The organism is Paenibacillus sp. JT31N17, assembly GCF_056269255.1.
Map to the genome: position 1 here is coordinate 378,172 of NZ_JBWDNP010000005.1, position 17,773 is coordinate 395,944.

Below are 17,773 nucleotides of genomic sequence, written 5' to 3' on the forward strand. Positions count from 1 at the left end.
ACGAATCCAAAGTAAACCGTTAGAGGAGGATATGAACAAATGAGTGAACAAAAGATAAATATCCGGCTATCCGTACTGGATCTGGCCCCGGTCATCGCAGGCAACACACCGGCAGATTCCTTCCGCAATACCCTTGATCTGGCCCGCCATGCCGAGGAATGGGGATACCACCGCTACTGGCTTGCCGAGCATCACAACATGCCGGGCATTGCAAGCTCCGCTACCTCTGTCATTATTGGTCATGTTGCCGGCGGAACAAGGACCATCCGCGTGGGCTCCGGCGGCATCATGCTGCCCAACCATGCCCCTCTGGTCATTGCCGAGCAGTTCGGGACGCTGGAATCCCTGTATCCGGGCCGTATTGATCTGGGTCTTGGCAGAGCGCCGGGTTCCGACCAGGCGGCAGCCCGCGCTCTGCGGCGTGGTCTGGGCAGCGGCGGACAGGATTTCCCTGAGCTGTTAAGTGAGCTGCAGGCTTATCTGAAGCCCCCAGCCGGGGCCAATATGTCTGTACGGGCCGTTCCCGGTGAAGGTTTGGATATTCCGATCTGGCTTCTGGGCTCCAGCGGCTTCAGCGCGCAGCTGGCCGGCCAGCTTGGTCTGCCATTTGCGTTTGCCAGCCATTTTGCGCCGGAATATCTGCTTCCGGCCATTGAGCTGTACCGCAGCAACTTCCAGCCATCGGAAGCGCTGGACAAGCCATACGTCATGATCGGCCTGAATGTCGTTGCCGCGGATACGGTCAAGGAAGCCGACAGGCTTGCGACCTCGCAGCAGCAGCAGTTTCTTAACCTCATCCGCGGGCGCACGGCCCGTTTAAGCCCCCCTGTGGACAGCATGGAGGATCTCTGGCATGAGCATGAGCGGGCACTCGTGCAGAAGCAGCTGAGCTACGCCATTGTCGGGGACCAGGACACGATACGGAAACGGCTTCCCGCCTATCTGGAGGAAACCGGCGCTGATGAGTGCATCGTAGCCTCCCAAATTTATGATCATGAAGCAAGGTTGAAATCCTATCAGCTGCTGGCCGGAGCCGTTAATCTCAAATAACAGCGCGGCGCTGCTGCCTGTGCGTTCGGGCATCCAGTCGGATGTCTCCACAAAAAAACCTGCCTGCAGCATCCAATCCCGGATTGGATGCTGTAAGCAGGTTTTTTGTGAGGCTGCAGCCGGTTTTAGAGGACCAATCTTTCCGAGGACGAACAAACAATCCGTCTCTTTCGATGCCATCCCCTGTTTTCGCTAATGGATCGGGTAACCGGACTCCTGCCGATGTGCGCCTTCGGCAGGAGTTTTATATAGGGTCAGATGGAGTAGGATTCCTTCTTCCTGAGCTCCAGCTCGCTGCGCTCCAGGATCCGGTCCAGGATCAGCTTCTCAAAATGGGCGAAGCCGCTGTCCCGCTCCCTCGGCCGGTCAAGCGTGATAAGAACATCCAGCGCAATGCGTCCATTCTCAATCAGAATGACGCGGTCCGCCATCGCAACGGCTTCGCTGACATCATGGGTGACGAGAACGGCTGTAAACCGCTGAACCACCCACAGCTCCTCGATTAATTGCTGCATATCAATCCGCGTAAGAGCATCAAGCGCTCCCAATGGCTCATCCAGAAGCAGCAGCCGGGGCGACCCCACCAGGGCTCTGGCTAACGCCACACGCTGGCGCTGGCCGCCCGACAGCACGCCGGGCCACTCATTGGCGCGGTCCTTCAGCCCCACCTGCTCCAGCGCTTCCAGCGCCTTCTCCTTGTCGCCCGACTTGACGCCAACCCGGACGTTGTCAACGGCACGCTTCCACGGCAGCAGGCGGGCATCCTGGAAAAGCATCCTTGTATCTTCGCGGATTCCCGCGATCTCCGTTCCGTCGAAGGAAAGCTCGCCTTGCGTCGCCTGCTCCAGACCCGCGATCAGCCGCAGCAGCGTGCTCTTCCCGCAGCCGCTGCGTCCGACTATCGCGATGAACTGCCCGGCCGGGATGTCCAGATCGACTCCCCGCAGCACTTCCTTCTCGCCGAATGTCTTGGAGGCGCCGACCACGAGGATCCGGGATTCTGTTTCTTTACCGTTCGTCACAAGCTCCACTCCTTTCCTCAGCGCTTGGCATAGTTCGGATGCCACTTCAATAATTGCTGCTCCAGCAGCCTTGCCGCCGTGTCGGATAATTTCCCCAGCAGGGCATAGATAATAATCGCCAATACGACAATATCAAGCCGCATGAATTCTCTTGCGTTCATCGCCATATAACCGATCCCGGAGTTGGCGGAAATCGTCTCCGCAACAATGAGCGTAAGCCACATGAAGCCCAGCGCATAACGGACTCCCACCAGAATGGAGGAAATGGCGCCGGGCAGAATCACATGCCGGTACAGCGCGAAGCCCCGCAGCCCGTAGACCTTGGCCATCTCAATCAGCCCGGGGTCCACCGAGCGGATGCCATGCAGGGTATTCATATAGATCGGGAAGAATACGCCCAGCACGACCAGGAAGATCTTGGCCGTCTCGCCAATGCCGAACCACAGGATAACAAGGGGAATGAGCGCCAGATGAGGCACGTTGCGGATCATCTGCATACTGCTGTCCAGCAGCCGGTTCGCAACCCAGGACAGCCCGTTGAGCATGCCCAGCACGAAACCGATTCCGCCCCCGATAATAAATCCGATAAAAGCCCGCCGGGTGCTGCTGCCGATATACTGCAGCAGATCGCCGGACTTCGCGAGCGTCCAGCCTGCCTCCGCCACCTTCAGCGGAGTCGGCAGCGTCCGGACGGAGATCAGCCCGAATTCGCCAAGAAGCTGCCAAACGATAACAATCAATACAGGAACAATAGCAGGTGTAACGCGGCTGCGGAGTAATTTATTCAACATGATCCTGATGCTCCTCCCTCCAGGTTACGACCCGTTGCCGGATTTGGCAGGGCGAACGTTATACGCCACAAGCTCGCCCTGGGCCGGAATCGCTGTCTGGTTGTCTTCGGCGTGCCCGCTGAGCGGCAGCAGCGGAAACAGCAGCTCTGCCGTCCGGTAAGCCTCCTCCAGATGCGGATAACCGGACATAATGAAGGTTTCAATGCCGAGCTCTGCGTATTCCTTCATCCGCTCGGCAACAGTGGCCGGATCGCCGACCAGCGCGGTCCCCGCTCCTCCCCGTACGAGTCCGATGCCTGCCCATAGATTCGGCGAAATCACCAGGGAAGATCGGTCTCCCTTATGCAGCTGGGCCATTCTTTGCTGCCCGACCGAATCATAACGCGCCAGCACCTTCTGCGCCTCGGCTATGGTTGCATCATCCACATGGCGAATCAGCTGATCGGCCGCAGCCCATGCTTCCTCCTCGGTCTCCCGCACAATGACGTGAAGCCTGATGCCGAATTTGATCTTTCTGCCCTTGGCTTCCGCAAGCTTGCGGACCTGAGCAATCTTGTCGGCTACTTCGGAAGGCGGCTCGCCCCAGGTCAAATAGCAATCGACATGATCGGTGGCGATTTGCTGCGCGGCAGGCGAGGAGCCCCCGAAATATACGGGAGGATACGGCTTCTGAAGCGCCGGGAATAACACTTCCCCCGTCTCCGCGCGCAAATGTTTGCCTTGATAGGTTACCTTATCCCCCTGCATCAAACCCCGCCAGATTGTCATAAATTCATCCGTTAGACCGTAACGTTCATCATGGGAAAGGAAAATGCCGTCCCCGGCCAATTCAACGGGATCGCCTCCGGTGACCACGTTGACCAGCAGCCGGCCGCCCGACAGCCGGTCAAAGGTTGAGGCCATTCTTGCCGCGGCCGACGGCTGCATCAGGCCCGGACGGATCGCGACCAGAAATTTCAATCTGCGGGTCACCGGGAACAGCGACGATGCGGCGATCCAGGAATCCTCGCAGGCTTTGCCGGTAGGCAGCAGAACGCCATGGTAGCCAAGGCGGTCCACAGCCTGCGCGATTTGCCGGATATAATCGTAATCAACCGAACGCGCACCCTCCGAGGTTCCCAGGTAACGGCCGTCCCCGTGAAGGGGGATAAACCAGAATACTTCCATATCTTTCTCCTCTATCCGCTTTGCAGGGTATGTGAAGTAGCGTCTTACTTGATTACCGCTTCACTTACATCAATGGCGCTCGGGATCAATTCCAGCTTGAGGAAAGCATCCGCGATAGCCTGCTGTTCCGCAATGTTCTCATCCGTCATCAGCTCCACCCCGAAGGTACGGTGCGATAAGGCCTGCTCCAGGGAAGGCACATCCACGCCCAGCGCCGGGGATAACAGCTTCGCAACCTCAGGGAGATTGTCGACAGCCCATTTGTCCGTCTCCGTTATTTGATCAAGTATCGTATCGATGGCTTCTTTATTGGATTCCGCGAAGGTGCGGGATGCCAGATAGAACTCGTAATTTTTGACCAGGCCTTCGCCATCTGCGAGCACACGCGCTTTGGTCGCAAGCTGCGCCGCTGAGTAGAAAGGCTCCCAGATCACCCAGGCGTCTACATTGCCGCTTTCGAATGCCGCCCTCGCATCGGCGGGAGGCAGGAATACCACTTCAACATCATCGTAGGAGAGGCCTTCCTTCTCCAGATATTTGACGAGCAGGTAATGCACATTCGAGCCTTTGTTGAGCGCTATTTTCTTGCCTTTCAGATCAGCGCCCGTCTTGATGGGGGAATTCTCCGGCACCAGTATGCTCTCCGCTTTCGGACTTGCCGGCGAATGAGCCAGATAGACGAGAGGCGTGCCCGCAGCCTGGGCAAACACAGGAGGCGCTTCCCCGGTATGGCCCACATCGATATTGCCGGTATTAATCGCTTCCAGCAGCTGGGGTCCGCCGGGGAATTCCGTCCATTCGACTTTGTAGCCGACCGCTCCCAGCTTCTCATCCAGAGTGCCCCGCTCCTTCATGATATTGACCGATGCATATTTCTGATAGCCGATGCGGACGACCTTGTCGGCCCCCGCCTTCCCGCCCTCGGAGGCTTCGCTGCTGCCTGCGTTATTGTTGGAGCCGCAAGCGGTCAGGGCCAACAGGAATAAAGATAAGACGAGTGCGCCTATCCATTTCACACCTTGCCTTGTACGGCTGTTCTTCTTGTTCATTTGTCTCATGCCCCTTTATGATTCCGGATAATTTAAAACTCATAATTCCTAGTTAATTACTGAGCTTTATTAACATCGAAGTTATCACCTTGTGCGCCGGACTGTCAATAGCTTGAGGATACATGATGAACAATGAGGAGCAATGAGGAAAATGACCCCCTCGGGAGCCATTTATCAATTGAAGTTTAAGCTCTTATCGATTATTATTATATATAACTTATAATTCCTATAAATAAAGTCGGTTTTATCGGGTTGCGAATGGGAAAGGGCGGTCCGGCATGCAAAGTGAACGCTTTAATCTGTTGAGCCTCCGGGAAGCCATGGATATCCTGGGCGTCAGCCGCGCGACAATCGACCGCTGGCGTAAAGACAAACAGCTGCCTCATATTAAGATCGGCAAAGAAATATGGATCGATCCCGATAAATTGCAAGCCTGGGTCAAGCTTCATGCCATTGCCGGGAAGCAGCATGTTCCAGAGAGCGTATCTTCGCCTCAAGTCATTACAATCGGTTACCAAAGCGGCGCGGCGCTGCTGTGGAGCCCTTTGGTTATGAAGCAGCTGGGCCTCTTCGAAGAGGAGCTCCGCCGGATCCGCCCGTCGATGGCGTACCAGGTTAGCTGGATCAACGCACCAAACGGGATGGAGCTTGTGGAAGAGCTCATCGCAGGCCGGGTCAATATAGCTTCGGTAGGCGACTATCCGATTATTGCCAGCCGTACACTCAGCCAAATCCTGCCCCGCTTCAAGCCCCAGGTGCTGGCCTTTGACGGCAAAACCAGAAGCGGAGGCGGAATTTCCCTGGTCGTTCCGACAGGAAGCAATATCCATCATCCGGATGACCTGTCATCACTGCCCATCGCTACGGTTGGCAGCTCCAGCGCCTCCTATCGGCTGAAGGAGTGGATGAATACGTTCGGACTGCAGGCTGAGCCTGTGATTCACCGCGGGATGGAGGAATGCGTAAGCGGCTTTCTTGGGGGCAAAGTGGGAGCCAGCGTGCTGTGGGAGCCTTATCTGAGCTGGGTCAAGTCGATCGGAGCAGGTACTCCCCTCGTCTCCGAGGGCATAGGCGGCGATTATTTGACCGGGCTCATGGCGGATGGGGGCTGGGTCGCCGGCAATGAGGATATCGTGATCGCTTATCTCAAGGCTCATCTAAGAGCGCATACGTTCATCCGGCGCGAACCGGTGCGCGCCGCTCAGCTCGTCCATGAAGCGAGCGGCTTTCCGCTGGCCGTCGTCGCTGGCGTACTGTCGCAAATCCGCTGGGATGCTTCCTTCTACAGCCGGGATCTGCAGACACTGGGGCGTCTGGACGAAGGGCAGCCCGATTCGTTGTCTCTTCCTGCCAGTAATGCCGGCATTTTCGAGTTCCCCAAGCAGTATTTGCAGGAGGCTGTGCAGGCATTGAAGCTGCCCATTCTTCCGGACTCTCCGCTGCCGGGGGAATGGTCGAGCGATGACCTGTATTAAGTGCCGCTGCTATTCGCAGAAAACGGGCACCAAGAAAAACCGGCTGCGCCGTCCTTTAGCGGCGCAGCCCGTTTCTTCCCCTAGGTCTGACAAAAATAGGGCGTGAAACTTATACATTCTATAAGGCAAAAAAGAACCCTTTTCATATAAGGGTTCTTCCTGAATCCAGGCTTGTCCAAGCCGGGACGGTTATTGGGCATTCATCGCATTATTTTGCTTCCAGCAGCTCTTTAATGTCGCCTTCAATTGCTTCAGGCTCCGTACGCGCTGAGTACTGCCGGATCACATTGCCCTCGGCGTCCACCAGAAACTTCACAAAGTTCCATTCGATATCCCCTGTGTGATAAGGAGCCGGAGCGTTATCCACCAAATATTTGTACAGCGGAATCGCATTCTCGCCCTTCACGTCAACCTTGGAGAAAACAGGGAATGTTACTTGATAATTCAATTCGCAGAAGCTTTGAATTTCCTCGTCCGTGCCCGGCTCCTGGCCATTGAACTGGTTGCTCGGGAAGCCCAATACGACGACGCCGTCATCCTTGAAGGTATCATAAATATGCTGAAGGCCTTTATACTGCGGTGTAAGTCCGCAAGCGCTTGCCGTATTCACAATGAGCAGAACCTTTCCCTTATAATCCGATAGCGCTTTCTCTCCTGATGCTGCGGTTTTAACGGTATAGTCATAAACGGACATGATGGTTCCCTCCACAAAGCTTATTTTAAATTGTTCACAATTTAATTGCGTATAATATACCTCTCCCTGCCCCTTTTGTCAACCTGTTGGAGAGTTCCCTTCTATATTCTTCCCTGTTCCAAAAAGAAAGGACCGGCTGGACCTTTATACATAACGAGGCAGGCTTTCTGCCAAACGGAATTAGCAGAACAGAATTATCAGGCTTCGTCGTTCCATTATTCAGAAAAAGCCATTTTGAAACTGGCCTGAATAGACGGCCTTCTCAAAATGGCTTCCTCTACATTTATTCCAAATCATAGGTTGACGATGCGAATATCCCAGCTCTATTCTCTACCCTCGGGCAGGAGTCCCAGGCGCGCATACTGCTCTGCAGGTGCTTCATTCTCCCGCATCAACTCCGTCAGGAGGCCGACCATTCTGGCCTCAACGGCGGCATCCGCCAGCGGTTCCCGCTGCTGCGGGTCCGCCTGCACATCATAAAGCAGCGTCCCGTAGGCATGGAGATTGCCATAGGTCCGTGCAGGAATGCGCAAGGTCTTCACGCCCTTGGTGAAGGAGAACGGCTCGGCGAGCTCCAGATTCTGCAGCTCTGCCGGATGGAAGCGGCTGCGCATATGGGTCGGCATCAGCGTATAGTCGTAGAGCAGCCCGTTCTCCACGGAATCCGCGGCACGCATATAGACATAACGGCCATCTGTCACATTGACATGCCCCCCGTGAATCCCGAACAATGCCGCTTCGCGGACCGGCTCGTCCGAAGCAATGGCCTGCCGCAGGGGCTTGCCCTGCATGTCGGGAGGAAGCCCTGCGCCGAAGAAATCCAGCAGCGTTGCGGGCAGATCAATCGTCTGTACCAGACTCTGCCTCCGCTCGCCCTGCACCCCGCTGTGCGGGTCCCAGATGAACAGCGGAGTGTGGGCCACCTCATTGTAGAAGGGCTGCACGCACTTCGCCCACTGATCATGCTCCCCGAGCAGGAAGCCATGGTCGGTATTGACAATCAGCAGCGTATCCTTCCACAAGTCCAGCTGATCCATCAAGTCCAGCACCTTGCCCAAATAATGATCGCACATGCTCAGCAGCGAGGCGTATTCATAACGCATATGCCGGACCTCCTCCGGCGATTCGGTTACAGGACCGTACGGCGGCCAATCGAAGGGACGGCCCGCATACTCGTGCGGATAGAGCTTTTTGAACGCTTCCGGGCTGTAAAAGGGTTCATGCGGGTCGAAGGTCTCCAGCTGCAGGAACCACTGGTCTTCCTGATGGTTCCGCTGGATGAATGCAAGTCCCTTCTCGAACGTCCGGGCTTGTGGAAACTCCTCCGGCTCCTGGATATATGTGCGGTTGATCCGGTCATGCCGGACCATTTTGCGGGCATGCGGAGGGAGCTTGTCCAGGTTCAGCCCTTCCGGAGCTTTCACTTCGCCTTTCCAGGGGTCGCCCTCCTGCCCGCGGATCAGCTCGAAGGATTCATACCTTGTATGGTACGTTCCGCCTCCGTCCTCCCAATAATGCTGGTGGTCGGTAACCAAATGCGTATACACGCCCGCCTCCCCAAGCCTCTCAATAGCAGAGTCGTCGAATGGCTCCAGCGGCCCCCAGCTGCGGTGCAGGAAATTATACCGCCCGGTGTGCAGCTCCCTTCTCGCAGGCATGCAGGGCATGCTCCCGACGTAGCTGTTGTCGAACACGGCCGTGCGCCCGGCCAGCCGCTTGAAATTCGGCGTTTGAATCCATTCCGGGCCCCCGTATGGAGAGAGCATATGCCGGTTCAATGTATCGAACATGACCATAATGGCTTTCATTTCATTATCATCCTTTCACGCTTGATGCCACCATACTGCGGATAAATTGCTTCTGAAAGATGAAAAACATGACGATAATCGGCAGCGAAACGAGCAGTGATGCGGCCATCAGCAAATTATAATGCACCTGATGCTCACCGCGGAACACCTGCAATCCCAGCTGAATCGTCCGCATGGACTCGCTGTTGGTATAGATAAGCGGATGGAAGAAATCATTCCACACCGCCACAAACTTGAAAATCCCCAGCGATGCCAGCAGCGGCCCGCTCTGCGGCAGATAGATGGAGAGGAACAGCCGCAGATAACCGGATCCGTCCATATAAGCCGCGTCGTCCAGCGCTCTTGGGAATTGCAGATAATATTGACGGGCCATGAAAATACCGAAGGCACCGGCAAGCTCGGGCACTATCAGCGCATAGTAGCTGTCCAGCCAGCCGTTGCCGCCGCTGCCGAGCCAATCGTTCCCGCCGAAGAACGGGATCGATTTCATAATCAGGAACTGGGGGATGACCGTCACCTGTGCTGGCACCATCATTCCGACCAGCAGCGTCAGGAAGATCGGCTGGTTTCCTTTGAATGTTATCCGCGCAAAAGTGAAGCCCGCCAGCAGATTGAAGATCAGACTGCCGATTACGGTGACGGCCGTCACAATCGCCGTATTCTTGAAATAGGTCATCCAGTCTCCCATATGCATGGCGCGGATATAGTTGCCCGGATGCCAGGCCGCAGGCAGCAGCTTCATGGCCCCAAGCGAGAACTCCTCATCTCCCTTCATGGAGGTGAAGAATGTAATCAGCAGCGGCAGTACGGTCATGGCGCAGAAGATCACAAGCACCAGATAGGCCAGACTTTGTTCGATTCGTGTATGTTTCATGATCCGCTCCTATTCCGCCGCCTGATTCCGGCTGCCGATCCCATATTGAATCAATGTGATCGCAAGCGTCGCCGCCAGCAGGAAAACGGCCATGGCCGATGCGTATCCCATACGGTATTCCTGGAAGCTGGCTCCGACGATTTGGGTCACGATGGTAGTGCTCGAATTGGCCGGACCCCCGCCGGTCAAAATGTAAACGAGATCGAACACCTGGAAGGAACGAATCGTAGCCGTAATGAACAGAAACAGCGTCATCGGCTTCAATAAGGGCAGCGTGATGAACCAGAATTTCTTGATTCCGGAAGCGCCGTCCAGACCCGCCGCCTCATACAGCGTCTCGGGAATGCCTTGAATGCCGGCCAGAAAAACGATCATCGCATAACCCATCCCTGTCCATATGCCGATCACGATAACAGACCCGAGTGATGTATGCGGGTCCTGCAGCCAATTCTGGCCGCCGATACCGACAACATCCAGCAGCCGGTTCACCGGTCCCTGAAGGGGATCCAGCAGCCACAGCCAGGTCATGGCGACAGCGACGGAAGATATGACGCCAGGCAGATAAATAAGCGCCCGGAACACGGCAAGTCCCCGGAGCTTCATCGTCAGGAGACTGGCCAGCACCATACCGATCGCCATACCCGGAACGACTGTGCCCACCCAGTACCAGGCCGTATTGATCAGCGCACGGTGAAAAATCGAGTCATGCAGAAGACGGCTGTAATTCTTCAGCCCGACCCAATCAGGAGCCTGCAGCATCGTATAGTCGGTCAGGCTCAAGTACAATACCCAGATGACCGGCACCAGGATGAAAACAGTAAAGATGAGCACATTCGGCAAAATCAGAAAATAAGGAACGATCCGGTTCCAGCCCTTTTGCATCCTTGGTTCCTCCTTGAACATCAAGGCTTCTCCCGCAAGAGCGATCCGCGGGAGAAGCCCCATTTTGCTTGAGCTGCACTCTACTGGGCGCTTGCAAGCTCTTCTCTGGCCTTGGCCGCATTGTCCTTCAATGCTTCCGCCACCGGTCTGACTCCTGCGTAGGACTCCTCAAGCGCAAGCCGCAAATATTTCACATTGATGGCCCAGCTGCCGGATGCTCCGTAACCACGCGCATCATTAAGCGCTTCGAAGGAGATTTCATTCTCTGGAGCCAGCTTCACAAAATCCTCCTTAACCGACTGCAGCGGAGGAATATAACCTGTCTTGGTGGTGAAATCAAGGATATTCGACTTGTCGAACCAGAATTTAATGAATTTCCAGGCTTCTTCGGGATGCTTGGACTTCTGGGAAGCGGTCAGAAAGGTCCCCAGCATCAGAGCGGTCTGTTTGCCGTCTTTGCCTGCCGGAGGGAGCACCCAACCGATTTTGTCAGCGCCGACCGATTGCTTGAGCGCTGCCGCACCGGAAGTGGAGATGAATGCAAGCGCTGCCTGGCTGTTCTGGAAGGGCGTTCCGGTTACCTGCTGCTGATTTGCCTGGATAATGGCGCCCGACTTATACAGATCGACCATTCTCTGCACCAGATCGATGGAAGTCTGCGAGTCGAAGGTCGGATTGCCCTTCTCGTCATAGAAGTCCTCGCCCAGCAGCAGCAGCAGCGAGAGATACGATTGCTCCCCGTTGCTGGTCTGGATATCAATTCCGCCGCGCACCGTTTTGCCGTTCTCCACCTTTTTCAGCTTTTCGGCATACCCGAAGATTTCATCCAAGGTCTTGGGCGGATTGTTCGGATCAAGCCCCGCCTCGGTGAAGAAGTCCTTGCGGTATGCCAGCGGACGGATCTCCGGCATCAGCAGCCCGTATTGTCCGTTCTCATATTGGCCCGCCTTCAGAATATCCGGGAAGAAGTCCGCCTTTCCCTCCCAGTTATCCGCTTCTATATAGGGGCTCAAATCCAGATATTTGCCTTGATTCACGGTAGAGATCAATTGACCGAAGCCCAGTCCCTGCACATCCGGCTGCAGGCCGCCTGCATAGGAGACGGTCAGCTTCTGGAAATAATCGGCCCATGGAATGGACGTAAGCTCGACCGTAATATTGGGATTCTGGTCTTCAAACTTCTGAATAATGTCCTTAACAGCTGTCGTAAGGATATCCTCTGTCCCCGGATACCAGAATTTCAGCGTAACCTTCTCCTCTTGTGGCTCATTGGCCGAACCGGCGTCTGCCTGATTATTGGGTTCATTAGAGGAGCCGCTCGAGCACGCCGTCGCGAGCATGGTGAGCATAAGCAGTAGAGCGAGCGATAACAGTGAAGCTTTTTTCATCTTCGGTTTCCCCCTGATTCTATTGGTCTCATGTTATGCAGCACATCATTCGGTTATCCGGTCTGAAATACAGGTCTACTATTCCTATTAAATTACTTGTATTTGCGCCTGCCAATGTTTAAGATTATAGCACGGAGCCTCTCCGCCGTATTTATCCTAAATGGTCAATAATGTTTCAAAAATGCAGATTTCTGTATAGACAAGGGTGGTATACATGACCAATTTGATGGAATTCAGCAATCAGAGCTCATTGGATCAGTTGAACATCAATGTGAGGTGGATGAAGGAATGGACCGTAACCACGCCTCATACTTACTTGTTTATTTTCCCTTATACCGCGATATGGATCGTCCTCTCCGGAGCTGCGGTCATCGAGCTGGATCAGGTCCGTTATACGCTCAGGCAAGGGGATATCGTCAGCATTCCGCCACAGACCTATCAATCGTGGATATCTCTTGAGGGTGAGGAGCCGTTCCATTATCTATCGCTTGCCTGCGAGGGCAAAGTGGGTTATTTTGATTTTATCAGGCTGTACCGCTTTCCCCGTGTGGTCTCGGATATCCGCCAGGAGGATTTTGACCGCTTGGTCACTCTTTGGCGGGAGCTCGCCGCGGATTACGCAGAATTTTTGAAACCATTCGACAAAAAGGACTTGAAAGCTACGGAACGCAGGTATGAGGATGGAAGAGGCGGCGACGGGGATTATCCCGTCTTCATGCTGGATACCAGCCAGACCATCCAGCATCTGAGGATTCGGGCCGGCGGTACGCTATGGACGCTCAAGCTGTTCGAGGCTCTGCAGGAGCATCTGCCTGATCGGCCCATCGCTTATGATAACCGCGTATTCGAGGTTTGCACTTATGTCGAGAAGCATCTGAAGGAGCCGCCGACTCTGGATGAACTGGCGCAGTATGTCTCCCTCAGCAAGGAGCAGCTCCGCACATTGTTTCAATCGACACTGGGGATATCGCCTATGAAATATGTCCGGCAAATCCGCCTGCAGCGGGCCCGGGATTTGCTGCTGCTGTCCAACTATCCGATGAAAGAGATCGCCGGGATGGTCGGTTTTGAGAACCAGCATCATTTTTCCCGGGCATTTCATCAGATTGAAGGCATGTCGCCGATGGAATACCGCCGCAGACAGAAGGGAAGCAGCTCCAGACAAACCGGATATTTCACCTCAGCATAACTAAATGGAACGGAAGGGTAAGCGTGATATGAATGAGTGATCTTACGGAAAATCAACCAGCCAGCTCCTGCTGTGCCGCAGGGAGAAGTGAAGGGCCTGCATCATTGAAGCCGGATATCTCCGGCAAGGACAGCCAGAAGCCCAAAGCCCCAACCTCCTGGAAGGAGCAGGAGATGATTCATTTGCCCGGCGGTTCATTCCTGATGGGCACCAACGATAATGAAGGATTTCCCGCCGACGGGGAGGGACCGGTTCGCGAAATTACGCTTGCCCCCTTCTATATCGATCCCTGCACCGTCAGCAATGCCGAGTTCGCCCGATTCGTGGAAGCCACCGGCTACATCACCGAATCCGAGAAATTCGGCTGGTCCTATGTGTTCCATCTGCTCGTGTCCGAAGCCACCGCCCGCACCGTGACCCGCTCGGTCGAACGCTCGCCCTGGTGGTGGGTGGTGGGCGGCGCGGATTGGGCCCATCCGGAAGGGCCGGATTCAAGCGTGGTGGACCGGATGGATCATCCTGTCGTCCAAGTCACCTACAATGATGCCCTGGCGTACAGCAAATGGGCAGGCAAGCGGCTTCCTACGGAAGCGGAATGGGAGTACGCCGCCCGCGGCGGGCTCAAGCAGAAGCGCTATCCCTGGGGGGACGAGCTGAAGCCCGGCGGGGAGCACCGCTGCAATATATGGCAGGGCAAATTCCCGCTGGTCAACCATGCAAGCGACGGATATGTCGGGACGGCTCCCGTGAATGCCTATCAGCCCAATGCGTACGGCCTCTACAATGTGTCGGGGAACGTCTGGGAATTCTGCTCGGACTGGTTCAGCCCCGATCATCATCTGAAGGCCGGCCGTGTGAACCCCAAGGGTCCGTCCAAAGGCCAAAGCAAAGTAATGAGAGGCGGCTCCTATCTGTGCCACCGCTCATACTGCAACCGATACAGGGTCGCCGCCCGAAGCTCCAACACGCCGGATAGCTCCGCCGGCAATATGGGGTTCCGCTGTGCGAGAGACGCCTAGCCAGCAGACTGCCTTTATCCAACCAAGAAGAGCCCCCGGGGAAAAGTTCTTTTCCCATGGGGGCTCTTCTTGCTTCCATCTTCGTGATTGCACTCGCGCATGCCTACAGCAAGGCTGGCAGCCGAATTGCACAGAGCGTCTCCAGCTCAACGGAATGTGGATTATCCGGATCCTGTGGATCTGCAGCCGTTAAAAAGGCATTGGCTGGCGGATATATCCTTGTTTAACTTTGATATTCATTAGGTGTGATCTTCCGGCTCTGTTGTAAAAATCACCTCATTGGATTGTCCGGCATTCACCCCGTCCGCTACAGACAGCCGCAAGCGGTACGCAGTGCCGGGATTCAATCCGAGCACCTGCACAAAACTTGCATCAGGCGTTACAGGCGAATCCGTCTGGGCGTTCTGCCAGGTTTCCCCGTCGTTCTCCGATATCTCCAGGTTCACTTCGGTTGCCAGCAATGGCATCGTGTAACTGGCGTAGGTTGTCGTATCGGTTGTATACAGCACTTCCAGATCACTAATCGGCGCCAGCGGATCCGCTTCCGCTATGAGGTTAACGGTCTGGATGCTCGCAATGGCATGCTCCTGCGATGAATCCTGCTCGGAAGCCACCCATGCGTCGACACGAATCGTCCGGTCCGTCAGTGAAGGCAGCAGCTGCACCGAATACGTCACGTTCTCGTCCCAGCCGCCTGTCAGCGTGTAGGGATAAGGAGGGAACGTGCCTGAGAAATGATCGGTGCCCGGCTCCCGGTAAAGATAGAAATAGGCATAAGGCTCAGAGCCTGAATTCCCGTATTCTACCGTCAGCATATCCACATCCCCGGCCAAGCCCGGGGCGTTCAGCTTCACGCCGTTCACCGCGCCTGCATAGTCAGCTCCAGCATTGACAACATGTACGGGAATGGACAGCATATGATCCCTGGTATTATAAGCAACCTGATACTGTTCATCGTTGATCACGGTCAACTGCGCATCCGGCACAAGCGTAAACTGGATCGTTGTACGGCTCTGGCTGTCGTCTGTTATGGTCAGCTCGTAGGAACCGCTCTCCCGGATTTCATCACCCAGCTCGTAAAACCCATCCTCTTCGCCATCCTTCACCAGAGCCGCGGAGACGATCGTCCTGCCTTCCGCACGTTCAGGCGTCACATAGGAGGCATAGGTCTGCCCATCGAGAACACCGACGATCACAGGGTCCGGGTCCGGCTCATCCCCGCCTCCGCCCGGCTGCTCCGCCGAATTCGTCGTGACGGCGACTGTATTCGATTCGCCAGCATGCAGTCCGCCCGTAACGATCAGGCGCAGGAGATAATCGGTGCCCGGACTCAGATCAATGACCTGAGCCGCAGCCGATTGAGCGCCCAAGCCCTCGCTCGTCGCAGCGGTTGTCCAGCTTTCTCCATCATCCCCGGATTGCTCGAGGGATACATTCTCAGCCCATAACGGCTGCGTAAAGCTTACATCCACGGTTGTCTCCGCCTTGGCAGTGACCGCCAAATCGGCAATAGGAGCGGCAGGATCGGCTTCGGCCGTGATGTTGATCGTCTGCAGCCGGGCAACAGCCTGCTGTGAGGATTCTGCCGCCCTACCAACCCAGGCATCGATGCTTAATGGCCGGTCGTGCAGCGAAAGCCCCAGATCCACCGTGTATGTTACAGCCTGATCCCAGCCTTGCGTCAGCGTATATGGGGAGGGTGGAAGCATGGCAATGAAATCATCGCTGTCCCCATCGCGCTTCAATTCAAAGTCCATTTCATGATCCGGGGAGCTGGCCGACGCAGGCAGCGACTGCACATCATCTGCCAGTCCACTCACGCTCAGCTTCAGGGTGTTTACAACATTGGCAAGGTCCGCTCCCGAGTTGCGAAGCTGCAGCGGGATGGTCAGCAGGTGATCCTTATAGCTGACTCCCTCCTCCCGCGCTGTCAGACTGGCATCGGCCCGGAGACTGAAGCTCACCGCGCTCTTGCCGCCTGCACCGGTTAGAGTCAGGACATAATCGCCGCTTTCCCTGATCATGTCTCCAAGTTTATAAGAGGCATCTGCTGCGCCATTCTTCTCCAAAACGGCAGAGGATATGGAACTGGTACTTGCCGGAGTCACGTAGGCAAGATACGTCTGCCCGTCCTGCACCCCGGTAATGACCGGAGCCGGATCGCCGGCTCCTCCTCCCGGGAAGGGAATGTTTGAACCCGAGCCAGGATTGGGCTCTGGCTTGTACCGGCCATCAACCTTTTGCGGAGCGCGCTCAAAGGTGGAACCTGTTACAAACAGCACAGCCTCAACTATAGCGCCTTGGCCGGTCATCGTAAGGAAAGCATGCGCCTCCAGCTTCTCAATTGAGCCCGTTTCGGCAATAAAAAGGATCATTTGAGTCAGAGCCTGCATGGCCTCCACGGTGGTTGCTCCCTCCAGAACCAGGCGCACCTTACCCTCCGGCTTGTCCACAATTATCAGATGGAACACCGAATCGACGAGATGAACGCTGTTGGCGCCGCCGCCGTGTACGGTTGTCGTTCCCAGCACGGTAACCTTATTAAGATGCACATCGCCTTCTCCAATTCCTTTTTCCAGCGTCAGATCACCATGGATTACCGCATTCTGCAGCGTGACGCCCGCTGCCGCGATGACGACATCGCCCGTCACTTCCTCTGTTCCGCTGGAAGGGCCATAAGTTCCGGCTTCCTTGTACACCGTATCCGCCACAGGCTCTGCGGGAGCCGGCGCTTCGCTGGACCGGTCCAGCGCAACAACGGCTTCTGCACGGGTCAGATCCCGTTCAGGCCGGAAGCTGCCGTCCGGATAACCGGACAGCCAGTTCCTCTCTGACACCGCAGCCACCGCATTCCGGCTCCAGCTCCCGATCCGGGAGACATCCGTGAAGCTGAGTGCCGCGGTGTCTGCCTGAGCATCGTCCAGCTTCGCCAGCCTGGAGAGCATAAGCGCCGCTTCCTGGCGGGTGACGTTCTTCATCGGCCGCATCGTCCCGTCCTCATAACCGGAAATATATGCCGCTGCCACGGCTTTGCCGATTTCCGGAGCATACCATTTGCCAGCCTCGACATCGGAATAGGCATTCCCCGACGTTCCGGTCAGCTTGTAGGCACGATTCGCAAGCGTAAGAAACTCCGCCCTCGTAACAGGCTGATCAGGATGATACGACCCGTCGGCATAACCGGACAGCAGCCCGTTCCCAGCCCACCTCTGCAGCGTTTGTGCAGCCCAATGACTCTGAATATCGCCAGATTCGGCTGCAGCAGTCCAAGCGGCCCCCGACCATAACAATGAGAAGATCAGCGCGGCTGCAGCCGCTCTCCAGCCTCTATTCTTCTTCCTCACATCCATCATCCTTTTCCCTGA

Annotated in this window: 14 protein-coding genes; 4 read left to right on the forward strand and 10 right to left on the reverse strand. The window is 55.8% G+C overall.

All coding sequences use genetic code 11. The features are described from left to right. Positions 1-39 precede the first annotated feature (39 nt). Positions 40-1,050: an LLM class flavin-dependent oxidoreductase gene (locus tag AC0YOB_RS19505; RefSeq protein ID WP_475788942.1), complete on the forward strand. Its 1,011-nt coding sequence runs from the start codon at positions 40-42 to the stop codon at positions 1,048-1,050. A gap of 254 nt (positions 1,051-1,304) precedes the next feature. Here the strand turns inward: AC0YOB_RS19505 and AC0YOB_RS19510 are convergent, their stop codons facing one another. The 4 genes from AC0YOB_RS19510 to AC0YOB_RS19525 are packed head-to-tail and all read right to left on the reverse strand — an operon-like array spanning position 1,305 to position 5,079. Then, positions 1,305-2,072, reverse strand: coding sequence for an ATP-binding cassette domain-containing protein (locus AC0YOB_RS19510; protein ID WP_475794181.1), 768 nt, complete (start codon positions 2,070-2,072; stop codon positions 1,305-1,307). A gap of 17 nt (positions 2,073-2,089) precedes the next feature. Further along, positions 2,090-2,863, reverse strand: a complete 774-nt coding sequence (ssuC, locus tag AC0YOB_RS19515) for an aliphatic sulfonate ABC transporter permease SsuC (RefSeq protein ID WP_475788944.1) — start codon at positions 2,861-2,863, stop codon at positions 2,090-2,092. Positions 2,864-2,887: 24 nt separating this feature from the next. Beyond that, positions 2,888-4,030, reverse strand: coding sequence for an FMNH2-dependent alkanesulfonate monooxygenase (gene ssuD, locus AC0YOB_RS19520; RefSeq protein ID WP_475794182.1), 1,143 nt, complete (start codon positions 4,028-4,030; stop codon positions 2,888-2,890). Positions 4,031-4,074: 44 nt separating this feature from the next. Then, a complete protein-coding gene (locus AC0YOB_RS19525; RefSeq protein ID WP_475788946.1) occupies positions 4,075-5,079 on the reverse strand; it encodes a sulfonate ABC transporter substrate-binding protein in 1,005 nt (334 codons plus the stop codon). Positions 5,080-5,357: 278 nt separating this feature from the next. On the opposite strand from AC0YOB_RS19525, the gene AC0YOB_RS19530 reads away from it, so the two are divergent. Continuing rightward, positions 5,358-6,554 carry a helix-turn-helix domain-containing protein gene (locus tag AC0YOB_RS19530; RefSeq protein WP_475794183.1) on the forward strand — a complete coding sequence of 399 codons (1,197 nt, stop codon included), beginning with the start codon at positions 5,358-5,360 and terminating at the stop codon, positions 6,552-6,554. A 208-nt stretch (positions 6,555-6,762) separates the two neighbouring features. On the opposite strand, the gene AC0YOB_RS19535 is transcribed toward AC0YOB_RS19530, so the two are convergent. The 5 genes from AC0YOB_RS19535 to AC0YOB_RS19555 form a co-directional block, all read right to left on the reverse strand. Beyond that, complete coding sequence (locus tag AC0YOB_RS19535; protein ID WP_210039230.1) at positions 6,763-7,248, reverse strand: glutathione peroxidase; 486 nt, start codon at positions 7,246-7,248, stop codon at positions 6,763-6,765. Positions 7,249-7,571: 323 nt separating this feature from the next. Further along, positions 7,572-9,056, reverse strand: a complete 1,485-nt coding sequence (locus AC0YOB_RS19540) for a sulfatase (RefSeq protein ID WP_475794184.1) — start codon at positions 9,054-9,056, stop codon at positions 7,572-7,574. Between the two features lie 7 nt (positions 9,057-9,063). Further along, complete coding sequence (locus AC0YOB_RS19545; RefSeq protein ID WP_475794185.1) at positions 9,064-9,930, reverse strand: carbohydrate ABC transporter permease; 867 nt, start codon at positions 9,928-9,930, stop codon at positions 9,064-9,066. 9 nt (positions 9,931-9,939) lie between these two features. Beyond that, positions 9,940-10,812: a carbohydrate ABC transporter permease gene (locus AC0YOB_RS19550; protein ID WP_475788950.1), complete on the reverse strand. Its 873-nt coding sequence runs from the start codon at positions 10,810-10,812 to the stop codon at positions 9,940-9,942. An 80-nt stretch (positions 10,813-10,892) separates the two neighbouring features. Beyond that, a complete protein-coding gene (locus AC0YOB_RS19555; protein WP_475794186.1) occupies positions 10,893-12,200 on the reverse strand; it encodes an ABC transporter substrate-binding protein in 1,308 nt (435 codons plus the stop codon). Between the two features lie 214 nt (positions 12,201-12,414). On the opposite strand from AC0YOB_RS19555, the gene AC0YOB_RS19560 reads away from it, so the two are divergent. Together AC0YOB_RS19560 and AC0YOB_RS19565 are read left to right on the forward strand one after the other, a co-directional pair. Next, positions 12,415-13,389, forward strand: a complete 975-nt coding sequence (locus AC0YOB_RS19560; RefSeq protein ID WP_475788952.1) for a helix-turn-helix domain-containing protein — start codon at positions 12,415-12,417, stop codon at positions 13,387-13,389. A gap of 32 nt (positions 13,390-13,421) precedes the next feature. Then, on the forward strand, positions 13,422-14,408 hold the full coding sequence (locus AC0YOB_RS19565) for a formylglycine-generating enzyme family protein (RefSeq protein ID WP_475794187.1): 987 nt from the start codon (positions 13,422-13,424) through the stop codon (positions 14,406-14,408). 239 nt (positions 14,409-14,647) lie between these two features. On the opposite strand, the gene AC0YOB_RS19570 is transcribed toward AC0YOB_RS19565, so the two are convergent. Then, entirely contained in the window at positions 14,648-17,752 is a 3,105-nt protein-coding gene (locus tag AC0YOB_RS19570; RefSeq protein ID WP_475788954.1) for an S-layer homology domain-containing protein, read from the reverse strand. Between the last annotated feature and the right edge of the window lie 21 nt (positions 17,753-17,773).

What these genes read in the sequence shown, in the direction of transcription:
- AC0YOB_RS19530 (WP_475794183.1), top strand. Translation starts at nt 5,358, where the DNA reads ATGCAAAGTGAACGCTTTAATCTGTTGAGCCTCCGGGAAGCCATGGAT.
- AC0YOB_RS19535 (WP_210039230.1), bottom strand. Translation starts at nt 7,248, where the DNA reads ATGTCCGTTTATGACTATACCGTTAAAACCGCAGCATCAGGAGAGAAA.
- AC0YOB_RS19505 (WP_475788942.1), top strand. Translation starts at nt 40, where the DNA reads ATGAGTGAACAAAAGATAAATATCCGGCTATCCGTACTGGATCTGGCC.
- AC0YOB_RS19555 (WP_475794186.1), bottom strand. Translation starts at nt 12,200, where the DNA reads ATGAAAAAAGCTTCACTGTTATCGCTCGCTCTACTGCTTATGCTCACC.
- ssuC (WP_475788944.1), bottom strand. Translation starts at nt 2,863, where the DNA reads ATGTTGAATAAATTACTCCGCAGCCGCGTTACACCTGCTATTGTTCCT.
- AC0YOB_RS19550 (WP_475788950.1), bottom strand. Translation starts at nt 10,812, where the DNA reads ATGCAAAAGGGCTGGAACCGGATCGTTCCTTATTTTCTGATTTTGCCG.
- AC0YOB_RS19565 (WP_475794187.1), top strand. Translation starts at nt 13,422, where the DNA reads ATGAGTGATCTTACGGAAAATCAACCAGCCAGCTCCTGCTGTGCCGCA.
- AC0YOB_RS19560 (WP_475788952.1), top strand. Translation starts at nt 12,415, where the DNA reads ATGACCAATTTGATGGAATTCAGCAATCAGAGCTCATTGGATCAGTTG.
- AC0YOB_RS19540 (WP_475794184.1), bottom strand. Translation starts at nt 9,056, where the DNA reads ATGAAAGCCATTATGGTCATGTTCGATACATTGAACCGGCATATGCTC.
- ssuD (WP_475794182.1), bottom strand. Translation starts at nt 4,030, where the DNA reads ATGGAAGTATTCTGGTTTATCCCCCTTCACGGGGACGGCCGTTACCTG.
- AC0YOB_RS19545 (WP_475794185.1), bottom strand. Translation starts at nt 9,930, where the DNA reads ATGAAACATACACGAATCGAACAAAGTCTGGCCTATCTGGTGCTTGTG.
- AC0YOB_RS19525 (WP_475788946.1), bottom strand. Translation starts at nt 5,079, where the DNA reads ATGAACAAGAAGAACAGCCGTACAAGGCAAGGTGTGAAATGGATAGGC.